Origin of the sequence: Yersinia hibernica, from assembly GCF_004124235.1 — a bacterium.
Classification (GTDB): Bacteria; Pseudomonadota; Gammaproteobacteria; order Enterobacterales; family Enterobacteriaceae; genus Yersinia; species Yersinia hibernica.
This window is the reverse complement of sequence record NZ_CP032487.1, coordinates 2,769,216-2,785,646: the sequence shown is the minus strand read 5'-3', so window position 1 is coordinate 2,785,646 and position 16,431 is coordinate 2,769,216. Positions and strand designations below refer to the sequence as shown.

Genomic DNA, 16,431 nt, shown 5'->3' with positions numbered 1-16,431 from the left:
GGTAATAAATGAAATACGATGTCGTTGTACTACTTTCCACCATGCTTAAAGACGCTGGAATGGCTGATATTCTAGATAGCGATTTGAGTAATCATTCAACCATCTCTCTGAATATGAAAGATGATATTCCGACTATTCATGTCCGCAGTGAAGATAATGAAGTTTGGGTATGGGCAAAAATTGTTGAACAGGCTCCGGCGTCTTTAAGTTATTGCAGCGCCAGCCTTCTACCACTGATGTTGAACCACAACGAAGAATACTTTTATACCGGCCAACCGTGTTTATATCCGGTTGATAGCGATATTGAACTGCGCGCCCAGATTAAAGAAAAACATCTGAAATGTTCCGAAGACTTTTTATCGATGTTGGATAACTACCTGAGTATTTTGCAGGACTATCGTTCGGTATTGGTTTAATTACTGAGGTTGACACGATGGTTGCGCATTGTCTGGTTCATCTGGCACATCCGTTACGTATTCAGGGCAATGTGATTGAAGCGCATCTACCGGGGACGCGAATCGGCGAGATATGCGAGATTCAGAAATCTTTACTTGAGCCTGATGTGCTGGGGATTGCCCAGGTGATCGGGTTTAACAAGGAACATACATTACTGAGTCTACTTAATGATAATAAGGGATTTTCCCGCAGCAATGTTCTGCTGCCAACCGGCAAGCCTTTTCGTATCAATGTTCATGAAAATATTGCCGGGACCATTATTGATGCAACCGGCACGGAGCGCGGGCGTCTGGACGATGCCGCACCGGTGCGGTTGACTGTAGCTAAAAATCTTGAGGCCTGTGGCTCGCCCAAGGATTTTACCCAACGTAAACCTATCGCTGAACCTCTAGTAACCGGCGTCAGGGCAATTGATGGGCTGCTGACCTGCGGGCAGGGACAGCGTATGGGGATTTTCGCGGCGGCGGGCTGCGGTAAAACCTCCTTGATGAACATGATAATTGAACACTCTGAGGCGGATATTTACGTCATCGGCCTCATCGGCGAGCGCGGGCGCGAAGTCACGGAATTTGTCGAAGAGCTGAAACGTTCGTCGCGCTGTTCACAGATTGTTCTGGTTTACGCCACCTCAGACCGCTCTTGTGTTGAGCGCTGTAACGCGGCGCAGATAGCCACGACGATAGCCGAGTTCTTCAGCGAACAAGGTAAAAATGTCCTGCTGTTTGTTGACTCGATCACCCGTTATGCCCGAGCGCTGCGAGATGTGGCATTAAGCATGGGAGAACTGCCGGCCCGGCGAGGTTATCCGGCCTCCGTTTTTGAGGCTTTGCCCAAATTGCTGGAGCGGCCAGGGTGCTTTTTAAACGGATCTATCACGGCCTTTTACACAGTGCTGATTGAAAATGAAGAAGAGTCGGATGTGATTGGCGATGAAGTTCGCTCCATTCTCGACGGACATATTTACTTGAGTAACAAGTTGGCTGCAAAAGGGCATTATCCGGCGATTGACGTTATGCAGAGCATTAGCCGCGTTTTTTTACAGGTTACCGACCCGAAACATCGACAGATGGCCACGCGCTTTCGGGAATATCTGCTGCGCCAAAAAGAGATGCAGCTGTATCTGGATCTCGGTGAGTATCGCCGGGGGGAAAATCCGGATAACGATGCTGCTTTTGACCGCAAAAATCAGATGGAAGCCTTTCTTCAACAAAGTATGGCCGAGAAAACGGACATGCAGGTTTGTCTGGAAAGCTTAAATGGAAGCATGGCGTAAAGGGCGTGAGTTTGTCTCTATGCTGGAGCGCAAACAGCAGATTTTGCTGGGTGATATTGCCAAAGCGGAAAGTCAGTTAGCGCAAATAAGACTGAAAATGGCTGAATATCAGCAAGAGTGTGCGGATATAAACCAACAGATAAAAATGTTAACGCCTACCGGAGTCCACAGCCGGGCGGATATTTATAAGGGAATAAGACAGCAGGGAGCTTTATTAACACACCAACAGTTGGTCCTCCATAAAATAAGCCAATTGGAAACTGAGGAATATAAGCTGGAGCATAGTCTCGAGCAGCATCGCAGCGCGATTATCTTGCTGGATAAAAAGCATTACAAACTTTCCTATTATTTGCGACCGTTGCGCCGCGAATATATGCGCCGCGGCGACAATAATATAGAAAATGAAATTCAGGAGATTGCGAGCTATGGTAGAAAAAGTTTCTGAAGCAAGCATGAAGGTGGCGATAAATATAGATTCAGCGGCGGATGACGGTGCCTTGCTGAACCAGATTGCTAAAAAGAAAAAACAGAAAGAAGGTGGCGAGGATAGTGTGCCGGTTGCCATGTTGTCGCTGGATACGCTCGTTCGGCTGACTCCCGCTTTGGCGCATGGTGGAGGGTTACTGAAAACCGAAAAACAGACGATGAAACAAAATACCCCGCCTTTCTTTGGTCTTGCCGTCGATTCTCAGCAGATGAATAAGGGCGATAGTCTGCGCCGGCAGGTGGCATTAGCCGCTGCTGGGGTGGCGGCAATGGCGAGTCACGGCCAAAAATCCGGGGCTGCTGAGAAAGATGAAGCAACCAAAGCAGTGAGTAGCAAAGAGGCGGCGCTTAAGCTGCTACCCACCACCGCAGCAGCTACAAAATTTCAGCAACCAGTGCCAGTGCAACAATCTCCGGCCACCGCGATTGCAAGCCCTATAACCTTTAATAGGTCAGTCCCAGAGACTGAAATGGGCCATCAGGGCCGGCTACAACGGACCAAAGATGACTTTGGCGAAGTAAGACCGTTTTGGCAAGGGGAGAAGCCGTCTGAGAGCGTATTGCCGAAACACGGTGAAACCACAATGCAAAGCAAAAATATGCCCACCACGCTCCAGCAACTCAAGACTCAGGCCAGCTCAGGGACTAACGTGGTCAAAGAGGGGAGAGAAGGTCAGATGCTGGAGGTGAATTACCAGTTTCAACGTTGGTCCGGTGACCACTCGGTCAAGATATCAGTGCCAACAGAAGCACGTCGGGACGGAAATGTCACTCTGCTTCCTTCCGATGTCCGCGCGGCGGACGTGCTGCTCCGCAATATGGGCCATTTGACTAGCCTCTCCCCTGATCTTCTGCGGCCACAGCAGGAACGAGATGAACAGCAACAGCAGCGCCGGCAGCAGCAACAGCAGGATGAGGATCAGGAATGAGCTTAAGAAGTCATTTGCGCCAGCGAGACAGCCGCCAATTGATGCTTGAATTGCTGTGTAGCCGGCATCCGGGTAGCGAGATTACTGAATTCATTGCGGGAGAGCGCTATCTACAGCTGCTGCTTCAGGATGAACAAGGTAACCGCGGGCATGCCTGGCTTAACGTTGATGCGTGGCTCGAGTATATGGACGCCCATCTCCCCGATATTCCTTGGTTGGAAGTTCCCCTTAACTATCTGGCTCGTTGGTTAAACCATCTTCAGTTGAGCTTTTTATTCGAAGAACAAGTCTGGGATGTGGCGCAGATTGCACTGTCTGCGAACCCTTTGCCGGAAAAGGCGCTTTTGCTTCCCGCCGAGCCATGTCCGCTGCTGTGTCTCGACTGGCCGAAGAGTGAGGATAATGCTCAGGGCGTGCCCGCTATCTCATCCTATCGGGTGCCTTTCCGGCTGCAATACGTGTTGGGATACAGCCAGCTCCCCCTTGCCCAGTTGGCCGATGTGGCTCCTGGCGATTTGTTGTTAATAACACAGGATTTCGCCCATTTGGCTGTAGGCCATCGCCGTCTTTATAAATTGAGTTATCACCCTAATCAGGAGGTTATTGTGGAAGAACAGTTGGCCGAGCATGACCAGGAATACCATGAAGAAGAGGTACTGCACGAGTGGATGAGTTTGCCCGTCGACATTGAGTTTGTGCTGGATGGGCGGACAGTGACGCTGGCTGAGTTAGAAGAGATTACGCCGGGTACGGCGTTAGCGCTGACCCCCGATGCCGAACAGAACATTAAAATCTATCTGAACAAAAAGCTATTTGCTCGCGGTGAGCTGGTGGCCCTGGAGAATGGATCTCTTGCAGTCGAGGTCAATCACGTTAATCCCACTCTGCAAGGTAACAGGGTACAACCCGATGTTGAGTAATGATATTTCTCTAATTGCGCTATTGTCGTTCTTTACCTTATTACCCTTCATTATTGCCGGGGGAACCTGTTTTATTAAGTTCTCAATTGTCTTGGTGATGGTGCGTAATGCTCTAGGGATCCAGCAGGTACCTTCGACCTTAACGCTAAATGGTGTAGCGCTTATTCTAAGTGCATTTGTCATGATGCCGGTGTGTCAGAAAATTTCCAGCTACATCGAAGCAAACCATATTGACTTCAATGACAGCCGCTCCGTTACCCAACTGGTGGATCAGGGGCTGGGGAGCTATCGGGATTACCTAGTGAGATATTCCGACCATGACTTAATCCGCTTTTTTAATAAAGTACAGCAGCAAAGAAGCGGTGAGTCAGAGCCTGAAGTTGAAGACCATGAATTAACGGACTTGCCGCTAATGACCCTGATGCCAGCTTATGCATTAAGCGAAATTCAAAGTGCTTTCAAAATTGCATTCTACCTTTATGTCCCGTTTGTGGTCATCGATATGGTGGTCTCCAGCATCTTACTGGCGCTAGGGATGATGATGATGAGCCCGGTGACTATCTCCATTCCGATTAAGCTCATTCTATTCGTATCAATGAATGGTTGGAGTTTGTTAACCAAAGGACTGATCGCTCAGTATGCCGATCTGATGACATCATGAGTAATGTATTGTTTATTGGTAATTCCGCGCTGATCGTCGTGCTGAAGCTGACGGCGGTGCCTATCGCCTTTGCCACCATTGTCGGCATTCTCGTTGGCCTATTTCAGACAATAATGCAAATTCAGGAACAAACGCTGCCTTTTGGGCTGAAAATGCTCGCGGTATTTGCCAGCATTTTTATGCTGATGGAGTGGTTTTCAGCCGAAATGATGAATTTTGCCACTCAGGCTTTTTATATGGCTTTTCGTTAAAACGGAAAATATATGCTGTTTGTGGCGTTTTATCTTAATTTTCAGCACAGCGTGCTGACTTTTGTCATGGTTTATGCACGGCTGGCGATCGTCTTTTATATGTTGCCGGTATTGGGTGAACGGGTTTTATCAAACCTGATTATTAAGAATACGATTATTTCTCTGACTATTATTGGTCTCTGGCCCTGCTTTGAAACCACGATAACTCCAGAGCAAGGCTGGCTTATTATTCTAATAAAAGAGTGCATCATCGGTTTAATTTTGGCTTTTACTCTGTGTATACCTTTCTGGGTAGTTATTGGGTTAGGGGAAATTCTTGATAACCAGCGTGGGGCCACTATCAGTGACAGTATTGACCCGGTTAATGGTGTACAAAGTTCAATATTATCCGGTTTTCTGAACTTTGCCTTTGGCGCTATTTTCTTCGCTAGCGGAGGGATGCGGCTGCTAATGGAAGTGATGGTGCAAAGCTATCAAATGTTTCCGCGCGGTAGCACGTTAGAGGGCATTCATTGGGAGCAGGCTGGACAACTACTTGTGGTATTAATGCAGAACAGCATATTACTTTCTGCCCCAGTAATGTTAGTGATGATGGTGGCTGAAATATTGCTCGGTGTGTTTGCGCGTTATTGCCCGCAGCTTAATCCTTTTTCATTATCGCTCGCCATTAAAAGCTTTATTGCTTTTGCGATTTTCCTTTTCTATGGATTTCACTCGCTGTCTGAGAAACCGCTGCAAATGTTCTCCATTTTGGGCTTCCGGCAATTCATTTCCTGAGGAGACATTTCTATGGCAGAGAAAACAGAACACCCCACCAGTAAAAAACGCAAAGACTCGTCAAAAAAAGGCCAGACATTCAAAAGTAAAGATCTCATCACAACGGCCATTTTGTTGGCCGGGATCTATTTTTTGGCTTATGGCATGAGCTTCGATGATTTCAGCAATTTTTACTCAATGGCTCTGATGTACAACACGCAGATTGGAATCAATGATTTCTTAATCGGCTTGATGCGTGTTTTCTTCTTACTTTGCCTGCCATTTATTGCGGTCTGTGCGCTAGTAGGTATTGCCGCCACCCTGCTTCAGACGGGGTTTTCCATGGCGACGGAAGCGATCAAACTCAATTTCAAAGCGCTTAATCCGGTGGAGGGGATAAAGAAAATCTTCAGCATGCGCACGGTCAAGGAGTTGGTGAAATCCATTTGCTACCTCATCGTGTTCGCCGTTACCTGTTATACCCTGATTCACAATGATCTTCGCCAGGTATTAACCCTTTATCGTACTGATATTGCTGGGCTTATTGCCTGTTGGGTCTCACTGACCCTGAAAGCCGTACTGGTGTTTATTGGCTGGTCTGTTTTTGTGCTTATAGCGGATTTTATTGTCGAATACTTTCTCCATTTTAAAGATCTAAAAATGGATAAACACGAGGTTAAACAAGAGCGTAAAGAGAGCGACGGCAACCCACAAATTAAAAGTGCCAGACGAAGGGCCCATCAGGACATTCTTTCTGGTGAAGAAATGGCGGCAGTCAGAAATTCTGAGGTAGTGATGGCGAACCCAACGCATATTGCAATGGCTATCTATTTCAACCCGGAAATGGCAGCCCTGCCGTTTATTGCTCTACGTTGCACCAATATGAAAGCCAAAGCGGCTATTGCTTATGCGGAAAAAATCGGCGTGCCAGTAGTACGTAATATCCCGCTGACCCGCAGGCTTTATCACACCTATAGTCAATTCAGTTTCATTTCGCTAAATGATGATGTGCTGATTGATGTTATGGACATTCTTATTTGGCTGCGTCAGGTCGAAATCTCTGGCATGGCTCAGATGACTATGGACGTGGATGAAAGCGCGACGACTTCTCCAGAATCTCAGGATACTCCATCTGGTTATTCGTAGCCGGTAATTGTGCGGTTTTTTTGTATTAACCACCAGAGCCCATCAGTATGATGATTATATCTTCTTTACTGTCGGTCTTTGGGTTAATTGGCTGTTTTTGGGCGTTATCAATTAATAAGGAAAGAGGTTGGAATGGCTAATAAAAATATGCTGGATTTACTCAACGATGAAGAAGAATTTAAAAGTGATGAACAGCTAGATTCTTATGCTGAAAGTCTACTGGATGCTATTCAAAATGGGGCAACGCTAAAGGATGTCTACGTTGTTCCCAATGACACCATGCAGGATCTTTATAAACTGGCATATGATTTTTATCATCTTGGTAAATTAGACGATGCCGAATCTCTATTTCGCTTTCTCTGTATTTATGATTTTTATAATCCTGAATATGCAATGGGGTTAGCGGCGGTCAATCAACTGAAAAAGAATTATGCGAAAGCCATTGAGTTTTATGCTCTCGCTTATTCTTTATCTAAAGAGGATTACCGGCCTATGTTTTATGCCGGTCAATGTAATCTGATGCTGCGTCAGGGCGTCCAAGCTCGTAAATGTTTCGATATCGTAATTAGCAGATCTAACGACGCATTATTAAGTGAAAAGGCACAAGCCTATATTACTGCGCTTAATAAAATAAATAGTGAAAAGACCGGTACTCCTGAAGAGGAGAAACTTAATGAGGAATAATAATGGAGATAATCAGGCAGGTAGCGCGGCCAGCAATGCTGGAACCAGCAAACCAGGAGCCGGTAAATCATCATCAAGCGGGGTTGGAATCCGGAGATGTTGAATTAAAAAAACAAATCGGGCAGGCAAAACGCCTTGGCAATGCGCAGCTAAAAGATCACCCGCAGCTGAATTCTGTTAAAGGCGCGCTGCAAACCTTGCAGCCCGATCAGTTACTTAAACTACTGAAATCGACCATTAATACTGTTAACGGGAATACCCCAAGGACGAATTTAGATAGCCAGGAAATGCCTCAGCTCAAGCCTCCTGTGAGCGACGAGCCAGCAATGGCTAAGAGCGGTAGTGAAGCGAAACTTTCTGCCTCTGCTTGGGCGACGGCACTGCTTGGGAAAGTCATGCAGCTCACCACTGAGACGTCGATGAGCAACCTGCTGTCGCAGCTGCAGGGCATCAACGGCATGATGGGGGGAGCCGCAAGTGCTTATTCCGAGATGGCGTCTCAGCTTGAGCAGCAGGGGACGCAGTGGGCCAGCGATGCTGACGCACTTAAGGCTGCTCAACAACAGGCGGATACGCTGTCGCAGGATATCAGTAAGGCCCAGGCGGCACTGAGCGATGCGCAGAAAAAAATGAGTGCCCTAGAGGCTGAGGCCGCTAAGCAAGATCCGGTTTCTGAAGAATTACAGGGCAAGATTGATGCCGCTAAAACGGCAGTAGTCAATGCGCAGGCTAATCTGGCTCAGGCCACAAGTACCTATAACAACTTTGCCAATAAAACATTAAACCCTGCGATTAATGCAGAGAAAGGTTCGCGTTCGGCGCTGGAAGCGGCACAAGTTAAGTCGCAGAAGTTGGTTGAGTCATTCAACCCGCAGCAGCAAAGTGCCATTGAACAGCAGCGTAAGCAGAACGCCCCGGAGTCCAAAACCCTGACATTCCTGATGGCGTTGATGTCGCAGCTGATTAATAAAAGCTCCAGCGACGATCTTCTGGCGACGGCGGAGCTAAAACAGAAACTGGCGGAAGCGGCAGCCAAGGATGCGGAGAAAAAGGCGCAGGAATACGAACAGGAAGTTCGTAAAGCCGAAGAGATGCAGAAGACCATGGGCTGTATTGGCAAGGTGCTGGGTTGGATAGTCACTGCCGTCAGTTTTGCCGCCGCAGCATTCACCGGCGGGGCTTCTCTGGCTCTAGCGGCCGTAGGGCTGGCGCTGGCTATTGGTGATGAGATAAGTCAGGCGGTGAGTGGGCGGTCTTTCATGGCAGACGCGATGCAACCGCTGATGGATGCGATTGTAAAACCCCTGATGGAGATGATGGGCAAAATGTTCTCCGCCATTCTTCAAGCCTATGGTGTCGATAAAGAAACCGCAGATATGGTGGGGCAAATCCTCGGTGCCATTGCGGCTGCAGCGGTACTTGTTGCGGGTGTGATGGTTGCTGGTAGCGTGATGAGCAAGCTCTTTGGCGTGTTGATGAAGAAGATTGGCGCCGACGTGGCACAAGAGGCTGGCAAGACCATGGCCAAAAACGTTGCTGTGGAAGTGGAAAAAGAAGTTGTTAAGGACGTAACCAAAAATGTTGTGCGCACTGCGGTGAAGGAGGTGGCGGAAGAGGTTGCGCAAGAAGTGGCTGAAAAAGCGACAAAGTCTACCATGCAAAGATTAATGGACAGTGCGCTCGGCCAAGTTTTAAAGCGCCTTAGCAAGGGGCTTGGCCGTTCATTGGGCGCAGATGAGCTGCAAATGGCGAAAGTATCGAATTATAGCCAGAAGGCAGTCGTCGGTCTGAATGTGGTCAACACCAGCAGTCAGGCGGCAGTTGGGATTGTTGCGGCCAATATGCTGCTGGAAGCATCGAAGATCAGAGCCGAGATGATGAAAGATGCTGCTTTACAGGATTTACTTAATGAAATGATGACTCGCGCCATTGATAGCTTCACTCACCGCATGGAAACGGTAAATGAGATTGTTAGAAATATCGCAGTAGTGGCGGAAAACCAGGCGCAGGCCGGCAAATATATTACTAAACAGATGAGTGCTGTCGCCGGATAAACGGCGGGAATATGTTTTTACTCTCAATAAAATAAAGGAGTTTTATCAATTATGTCTGGTTCAATTAATGGTGCTGGTTCGCAAGAGCGTATTTTTCAGTCGCAACATGTTCAGACAGAAATAAAGAATGTTGTTGTTCATGAAGAGAAAAGAAATATCCAAGATGTGTCTGACTTGGCGAAAAAGGATGGCATGTTGTCATTGATGATGGAAAAACAGAGTTTGCGCAGTGACACTACCCATGCCATGTCAGCGGCACAGAAACGTAATGGGGGAGAAATAGAAACTGATTCGCCGGCTAAAGTTGTGAAGTTATCGGTCGCAGGGGAAGGCGATGCCAACAAAGCAGAACGTCTGGCAGCGACGGTGCCTGGCGTACTGACGTCACAGATTAATATTACTCAGCCAAATAATAAGTCGGCAGAGAATAGCAAAAACACTAGTGAGTCGACGGTCACCAACACTTCGTCGTCCTCCACTCAGGCTCGCTCACAGCCAGCTGTTGAAGGTGGCACTGATATCACCGCCACAGATGCTGTAGGCCCACACTTTATCAACGTTGTCGGCTCGATGAAGCAGCTTGAAGTGAGCAATACTATCACCACCACGATGTTGAATGCTGAGCGAGATGCAAACAAAGCGGCTGCAGCGGCAACTATCAGGGGCGTCGATGCGGCGGCCCGAGCGGGTAATAAAACCATCGAGGCTGCGCGGCAGAATCTTAACGGTGCAATTACTTCCGGTGTGATGGGGATAGCAGGTCAGGGGGCAACGACCGCGACTCAGATGAAAGCGCTGAATAAAGAAGGCACCTCGATCACCAAAAACCTCAAACCGGCAAGAAATCTTGAGCTTGGTGTTCGTGAGCATCAGAGCGCGATCAAAAGTGGCAAAGACACCATGGTGCATCAGAACAAGAAGCTATCCAGTGATGTTGAGGCCACCATGAGTCATCCGCAAGCGGCAGATCTGCATGCCAGCTCGCTTAAGCGTGATAACCACAATGCGGTACAACTTGCTACACAGAAAAGTCGTGTTACCGCTGAGTATGCCAACCAGGGGATTCGTTCCGGGCAGGGGGCTGCAGAAGGCGCGTTTGGCGTAGCCGCCGCTGAGAAACAGAAAGAGGCAGAGCTGGCTCGTGCTGATCGTGATGTAAATAACGAACTGGCCAATACCCAGAGTCAGACGGCTAAGAAAGCCGCTGAAACTAATGCGGCAATAAGAAGCATGACTGACAGTGTGCTCAACGCTAATAACAGCGCGGTGTCTTCCATCGCCGAACGTACTCGCTAACTCTTATAGAATCAGCAACGTATGCAGAGAAAGTCAGCGTACGTTGCTGTAAAAGGAATATGGCTATGTTTTCCGTAAATAATACTTTGCCCAATGCTATCCACTATAGCCCAGCTGATACTAGTGCCACCCAGTCTGCGCCAATTGCCGAAACCCACGCGGGTTCTTCTTCAGAGCTGAATATAACGTTATTGAAAGAACTGATTGCCCAAATGGAAGCCCCGAATAGGGCGGATAAACTTGATGGTATCAGGGCAACTCTTAATCAGTATGGGCTGGATACCAGTGCAGAAGATTTCAATAACAGCAAACTGCGCACCGCATTAGAGCATCTTAAGACAACCAATGACCGCGCACAGCCGTCGGATGATGTGGCTGAGATGCTCGCGAACCAGAAACAACAGGTAAAAAACACCGCTCTGGCGCTGGCGGATATCCAGCGCGAGGTGGCCACGAACCGTACCAAAGCGAACTATTCGGTCAGTCAATTTATGGCCGATAAAGAAAAGGCAGTGCAGGAAGCGGCCCCGGAGGATAGTAATAAAAGAGACGAAATTTCCATCCATACCAGTTATGCCGAACTATGGGCAAGAATGGCGCTTGCCATTAAGAATATCAAAGGTGATTACGTAGACTTCTATGCTGATCTGATGCAGAAGTATACAGAAATGTATAAAGCTTATAATACGGATGTACAGGGTGCAGCAGCAGAAGCAGTTGCCTCTGGAGATGATGGGAATAATGTTAAATTTGATACAACCAAAATGAATCAGGGATATACCGACTTCGAGACGGAAGTTAAAAACATTGCCCTTGCCCTGGGCAGCGTTAAAAATTGGGATCAGATGACGCTTGAACAGCGTAAAAGTATGGTCACGACCCTTGAGCCAGCTTTTAAGGTGGATGGTAGCGGTAAAATTGAGTTCAATCTCGACCAATATAATGCCGCACCTAGGAATCCGTCAGGTATGAATGGGGACAAAGTATCCACTGCCAGCTATCAGGCATGGCTGGCTTCTTTTAATGGGGGGGCGAGTGCTTTACAAGGTAATATGCAGTCTTTTGCCCAACGCTATACGCAGGCCAATAGTACCTTCGATAATTTAAATAAAGTCTTGAGTGGTGCGATCGCCTCACTGGCGGAAAGTGCAAAAGATGTTATTAAAGCATTCGGATAATGACCTGGTGAGTGATTGCTATGGAGAGTATCTACGCGTCCAGATCGCAAGAAAGCCTAAGGCAAGATTGTTATCTGACTCAAGGAGGCAATGAAACATACGGCCAATTCGCCTGTCGTGTTTCAGGGCTTCAGATCAGGTTTGGAGAGCCAGATCGATTTTTAAGTCGTATGAGCAGTGAGTCATCTAATGGCTCGCAAGGTAGTTTCGCAGAGCATTTTGACTGTGCTTCGGTAAGACCAGAACATTATTCTCCAGCCGGCGAAGGCCCTCTTGCAGGTCAGCGTTATTATTTCCAGATGCGGGCAGACACCGCAAAAAATATTTATGGCCGGAGTAATGACTGCGCATCACAACTATTAATCGAACAACCTGAAAGGCAGAGTCGCGATCGAGAAACGGATGTTAAAGAAAATAAATCTATCTTGAAACGACTATTAAAGGTTTTAATCCGATGCTTTATACCCTGCATCAATATAAAAATATAGGACTGTGGAGGAGTAATTATTATGCCTGGATCTGTTAATGGTGCAGCAAGTCAGGATATTCAAGCTAACTATGCCCGGGAAATAAGGTGTACAGCTTGTGCAACCGGTAGACCGGCTTTTATCAGTCTGCTTACAGAAGCTAAAAACGATCCCATAGCGCTATTTCTACAGCAGCCGCATCAGACAATTAATGCTAAAGAATTGGTTTATCATGAAACTCATAAAAATCTCACGCTTGATTTCCTTAATAAGAAATTAAGTACCGAGGGTGATAAGATTAGGACCCTTATCGGTGTAATTCATAGCGATGTGGAAAATAGCGGAAATGTAGAAGATATCAACGCCCTTAAAACTGTTAGTAATAAATTAGCCGCCGCCGGTGGTAATGAAAAAAAAGAGCAAAAGGTGGCAGCGCAACTCTCTGCTCTGGTGTCTAAATATAGCGCGGGAGCTTTTGAGAAGGTAATTAACCAGTATATTGAACATTGCATGCATGCCTGGGAAGCCCATCACGAGGCGAAATCAGTGAATGTTCAGGATAAAGTTATCTTCAAACAATGTCTGGATGTGTGTAAGTCTACGTTGCAGCACGATGTGGAGGGCCTAGCGCAACCCGATCAGCCATGGGAAACGATGGCCCAGAAGTTGAACTTTTTTGTCCATGATTGCACGGCTATTTCAAAAACCCTCACATTTTATGATGCTGAGCAGGTAACGCCTACTCCAAAAGGCCCCGAGCCTCTGAATAGAGAACCGGAAGATGGTGCTGATAACCAGCGGCAATTTATTTCAACCACGCCAGGACAGGGGGGGGTTACCGTTAATGTTAACAGTAAAGGTGGAAATGTTGGAGATATTAGCCATTCAGTTGGCGCTGCGGCTACTGGGCCGACAGACTCTAACTCCGCCATCGTTAAACATATTCTCGATTCCGGGCTGACTAATGTTGAAAAGATTAATCTGATCAAGGATCTGTTTAAAGCGAACAGCGGAGTAGAAGGTCATTTCTTGAGAAATCTGGCCAGTGTGCAGAGCTTTGAGCCGGAGCAGATCACCGCCCCTCGGCAGGTGAATGTGAATAATGTTACGTCGGAGATCGAAACCCAGACACCAAAACCTGACTCGCAGAGTAGTGCGACTCAAACAGCGGGTGTGGATGAAACAGACACTAGCAACCAGACCAACATTATCTCAGTGCCCACGGATCAACAAAAACCAATCATTCTGGTTGATCAGAATGAATTGATGACGGAGTTAGATGGTGGGGCATCCAAAGCACAGAAGACGCAGAATTTAGAAGAAGATAATCTGGATAAGGTGGATTTGCGTGGGAATAAGACGCAAACCGAGCCTAAGTTCAACGAGGCCGGCGGAAAAGTTGTGACGCTGGCGGATAAGTTTGAAGCATTGAAACAAAGAGATCCGTCAGCTTTCGATCATCTGGATAAAAATGGCCGTGTCGCCTCTCAAACAGAGACAGTAAAGCCAACCGCAGAGCATGATGTCGGGAGAATATTAGCTACCTCCTCAATGGCTGTTGACGGTGAATTACAATTAAATCCTCGGGCTGGGCGAAAGAACGGTGAACAGGCTAATCGGAAATCTGTTGCTGATGGTTTCCAGCCAGCCCGATTTGCCTCGACGGCTACTAGTGATGCCAAGGAGAAGGCTGTTACCAAGCCTGTCTACACTACTGAGCGCACTGTGAGTTTATGGAACAGAGAAACAAATCCGGTGAGTTATTTGCCCCCGGTTTCCGAGTCTGACTCCGACGAGCTGGGTAAGATATTTTCGGAGTTAAAGCCAAGGGATCAGTCAGTATTCGATAATCTCGATAATAAGAAAGTTGAACAGCCGAGGGAATTACTTCCTTTTCAGGAAAAGTTAGCTGAATTCAAACGTAGAGGCGGGCGGCCGTAGGTAATTAACTATGAATGATTCAGTAATTAATAAGTCTGTAGAATCGCAGGTGGCTAACCTTATTTATCAGGTTAACGGTATTTTGCCAAATGATATTAAGCCGCAGGACAGTTTAATTACTGACCTAGCGCTGGATTCTGTTGAGCTTATTGATCTCTTGATGCGCCTCGAAGAAATAGGCGTAACGATCCCGGAATCAGATATCAGCAATAACCTCACCGTCGGGGATATTATCCAGCGCGTGCAGGAAGTTATCTAATATTTCTTGTTAAATATCGCGGAGCCAATGGCAAGGCGACAATGCTCAACAAAAGGAAAATAGAATTATGATTTTCTTCCCATCTCAGAATCAGTATCGGGAGATGACTGATATTGCCTCTTCGCTGTATGTTAAGGGTTCCGCCGTTGCTGAACGAGCTCTGCAAAGTGGCAAAGAGGGAGTTCTCTCCTGCATAGCAAAAATATCTAATTCTGTGGCAACGATGAAAAAAGTAGTATCAGAGGGAGTTCATCGTTTATCAAACCTATGGCGACCAAAGCAGGAACCATCGGCGACAAACGTGTCGTCTTCGCTGCCGGTTAAAATCCCCATTGACCCTATTTCGGTAGAGTTTACCCGGAGTGTTTGTCATGCAGTACGCGAAGAAATGTGCAGGGATCCTGCTTATTTAAATCGTATGTTTCGTGGGGAGACGAACATCAGTCGTTCTACATTAAACGGGCTATTAAAAGATCCCAATGTGTTTTTAGAGGCTATTCGTAGCAACAAAGTAGACGGTGTTGCAATGAGTTCTCTCGTTAAACACTGGAGCGAGCAAGCGCTGGCCAACAATAAATTCACGCACGAAGAGCGTCAAAAACTCGCCGCTAATACGGATAATAGAGTTGAGGTATTGAAAATTTTCAACGGCAAGTTTGATCTTTCTCAGGCTGGCGCCAGAGATAATAAAGATAAATTAATTTCGTTGTTTTCGGTCATGCGCACTTATAAAGAAGAATGTGATAAAAATATTCACGTTCAGGGCCGGGCGTATGACAGTAGCGTCGTGGATAAAATTTGTTCTGCGCGAATTTTTGATATATCGGCAAACCTCGATACAATTCAGGCCGAGTCATCAGAGGCGGGTAAGGCAATCGCTGCTTTACTAAAGTATTGCCCTCCTGGTGTATTACCGAAGCCACCAACTCTCCCATAATCCTCACTAGAAGACCTGCTGAGCAGGTCTTCCAACCTAATATTTGCGATTGAAACATGGGATGGTGCCATACAGATGATTTCTGGCGTGGATTTTTATGCGTTTTTTAATATTTCATTGGCCTAGTGAGACCCAATGAAACAACAAATTCTATTTCCATCTTAAGCTATTCCCTGATGAGCATTAGAACGGCTGTGTCTGACCCCGGTCAACACAGTCTGGCGTAGGGTTGGCAATCTGCTGCGGTACGAATTTCTCATTGCCAGATAGCAGGGCGGTGGCGGGGGTATTTTCCGCCCCGTACACTTTTTTTTACATAGCTATATTTGCACTGAATATTCTTAATATGAAGTTTCGTTAATTAGGAGGTAATTTTATATTTCACATGTTTTACACAAGGAATTAACATGAAATTACTTCTAAGCATCCTACTTATATCAAATTCGGCGTTTTCTGGTTCTTCTTCGACAAATGAATACATTCCAGTGCCTGCGATAGCGCGCGTATCGGAAGCGGCGTGTATTCGCAGTTATTCGGTGAAAGAACATATTGCATGTATAAAACTGGTTGATTCTTCGTTAGTTAAGGCTTACTGGGCCGGGAGAATGAATCAGTTTTGTAAGTCGCCATTCAACAAAAGTGCCGGAAAAGACAGGCAATGCAGGGGGGTGAAGATGCTTTCTGGTGCATTGGATGTAATAAGTGGTCGGTATCTTGAAGAGTAAATAATAGTACGT

At 46.8% G+C, this 16,431-nt stretch carries 17 protein-coding genes; all 17 read left to right on the top strand.

From position 1 onward, the window contains the following. Nucleotides 1–8: 8 nt before the first annotated feature. The 17 genes from D5F51_RS13180 to D5F51_RS13100 all read left to right on the top strand — a co-directional run bounded on the left by D5F51_RS13180 (nucleotide 9) and on the right by D5F51_RS13100 (nucleotide 16,419). Nucleotides 9–416 carry an InvB/SpaK family type III secretion system chaperone gene (locus D5F51_RS13180; RefSeq protein ID WP_129197226.1) on the top strand — a complete coding sequence of 136 codons (408 nt, stop codon included), beginning with the start codon at nucleotides 9–11 and terminating at the stop codon, nucleotides 414–416. 17 nt (nucleotides 417–433) lie between these two features. Further along, nucleotides 434–1,729 (top strand): type III secretion system ATPase SctN, encoded by a 1,296-nt coding sequence (gene sctN, locus D5F51_RS13175; protein WP_025377512.1) that lies wholly within the window; start codon nucleotides 434–436, stop codon nucleotides 1,727–1,729. Then, nucleotides 1,713–2,174, top strand: a complete 462-nt coding sequence (locus tag D5F51_RS13170) for a type III secretion system protein (protein WP_129197224.1) — start codon at nucleotides 1,713–1,715, stop codon at nucleotides 2,172–2,174. Before sctN ends, D5F51_RS13170 begins: the two co-directional genes overlap by 17 nt. Continuing rightward, nucleotides 2,155–3,144 carry a SpaN/EivJ family type III secretion system needle length determinant gene (locus D5F51_RS13165; RefSeq protein WP_162301741.1) on the top strand — a complete coding sequence of 330 codons (990 nt, stop codon included), beginning with the start codon at nucleotides 2,155–2,157 and terminating at the stop codon, nucleotides 3,142–3,144. Before D5F51_RS13170 ends, D5F51_RS13165 begins: the two co-directional genes overlap by 20 nt. Continuing rightward, the gene (locus D5F51_RS13160; RefSeq protein ID WP_129197220.1) at nucleotides 3,141–4,064 is read left to right on the top strand and encodes a FliM/FliN family flagellar motor switch protein; all 924 of its coding nucleotides are present in this window, start codon (nucleotides 3,141–3,143) and stop codon (nucleotides 4,062–4,064) included. The genes D5F51_RS13165 and D5F51_RS13160 overlap by 4 nt, the downstream gene beginning before the upstream one ends. Next, a complete protein-coding gene (locus D5F51_RS13155) occupies nucleotides 4,057–4,725 on the top strand; it encodes an EscR/YscR/HrcR family type III secretion system export apparatus protein (RefSeq protein ID WP_025377516.1) in 669 nt (222 codons plus the stop codon). Before D5F51_RS13160 ends, D5F51_RS13155 begins: the two co-directional genes overlap by 8 nt. Then, nucleotides 4,722–4,976: a type III secretion system export apparatus subunit SctS gene (gene sctS / locus D5F51_RS13150; RefSeq protein ID WP_025377517.1), complete on the top strand. Its 255-nt coding sequence runs from the start codon at nucleotides 4,722–4,724 to the stop codon at nucleotides 4,974–4,976. Before D5F51_RS13155 ends, sctS begins: the two co-directional genes overlap by 4 nt. A 12-nt stretch (nucleotides 4,977–4,988) precedes the next feature. Next, a complete protein-coding gene (gene sctT, locus D5F51_RS13145; protein ID WP_129197218.1) occupies nucleotides 4,989–5,753 on the top strand; it encodes a type III secretion system export apparatus subunit SctT in 765 nt (254 codons plus the stop codon). A gap of 12 nt (nucleotides 5,754–5,765) precedes the next feature. After that, the gene (locus D5F51_RS13140; RefSeq protein ID WP_129197216.1) at nucleotides 5,766–6,878 is read left to right on the top strand and encodes an EscU/YscU/HrcU family type III secretion system export apparatus switch protein; all 1,113 of its coding nucleotides are present in this window, start codon (nucleotides 5,766–5,768) and stop codon (nucleotides 6,876–6,878) included. 132 nt (nucleotides 6,879–7,010) lie between these two features. Further along, nucleotides 7,011–7,562 (top strand): type III secretion system translocator chaperone SicA, encoded by a 552-nt coding sequence (gene sicA / locus D5F51_RS13135; RefSeq protein ID WP_129197214.1) that lies wholly within the window; start codon nucleotides 7,011–7,013, stop codon nucleotides 7,560–7,562. 2 nt (nucleotides 7,563–7,564) lie between these two features. Beyond that, on the top strand, nucleotides 7,565–9,616 hold the full coding sequence (gene sctE, locus D5F51_RS13130; protein WP_129197211.1) for a type III secretion system translocon subunit SseC family protein: 2,052 nt from the start codon (nucleotides 7,565–7,567) through the stop codon (nucleotides 9,614–9,616). 51 nt (nucleotides 9,617–9,667) lie between these two features. After that, entirely contained in the window at nucleotides 9,668–10,912 is a 1,245-nt protein-coding gene (locus D5F51_RS13125; protein ID WP_129197209.1) for a type III secretion system protein, read from the top strand. A 65-nt stretch (nucleotides 10,913–10,977) separates the two neighbouring features. Further along, entirely contained in the window at nucleotides 10,978–12,090 is a 1,113-nt protein-coding gene (locus D5F51_RS13120; protein ID WP_162301740.1) for an IpaD/SipD/SspD family type III secretion system needle tip protein, read from the top strand. 509 nt (nucleotides 12,091–12,599) lie between these two features. Beyond that, a complete protein-coding gene (locus D5F51_RS13115; protein ID WP_129197205.1) occupies nucleotides 12,600–14,498 on the top strand; it encodes a hypothetical protein in 1,899 nt (632 codons plus the stop codon). Between the two features lie 10 nt (nucleotides 14,499–14,508). Then, complete coding sequence (locus D5F51_RS13110) at nucleotides 14,509–14,757, top strand: acyl carrier protein (RefSeq protein ID WP_129197203.1); 249 nt, start codon at nucleotides 14,509–14,511, stop codon at nucleotides 14,755–14,757. A 67-nt stretch (nucleotides 14,758–14,824) separates the two neighbouring features. Further along, nucleotides 14,825–15,694: a hypothetical protein gene (locus tag D5F51_RS13105; protein ID WP_129197201.1), complete on the top strand. Its 870-nt coding sequence runs from the start codon at nucleotides 14,825–14,827 to the stop codon at nucleotides 15,692–15,694. 407 nt (nucleotides 15,695–16,101) lie between these two features. After that, nucleotides 16,102–16,419: a hypothetical protein gene (locus D5F51_RS13100; RefSeq protein ID WP_129197199.1), complete on the top strand. Its 318-nt coding sequence runs from the start codon at nucleotides 16,102–16,104 to the stop codon at nucleotides 16,417–16,419. Nucleotides 16,420–16,431 lie beyond the last annotated feature (12 nt).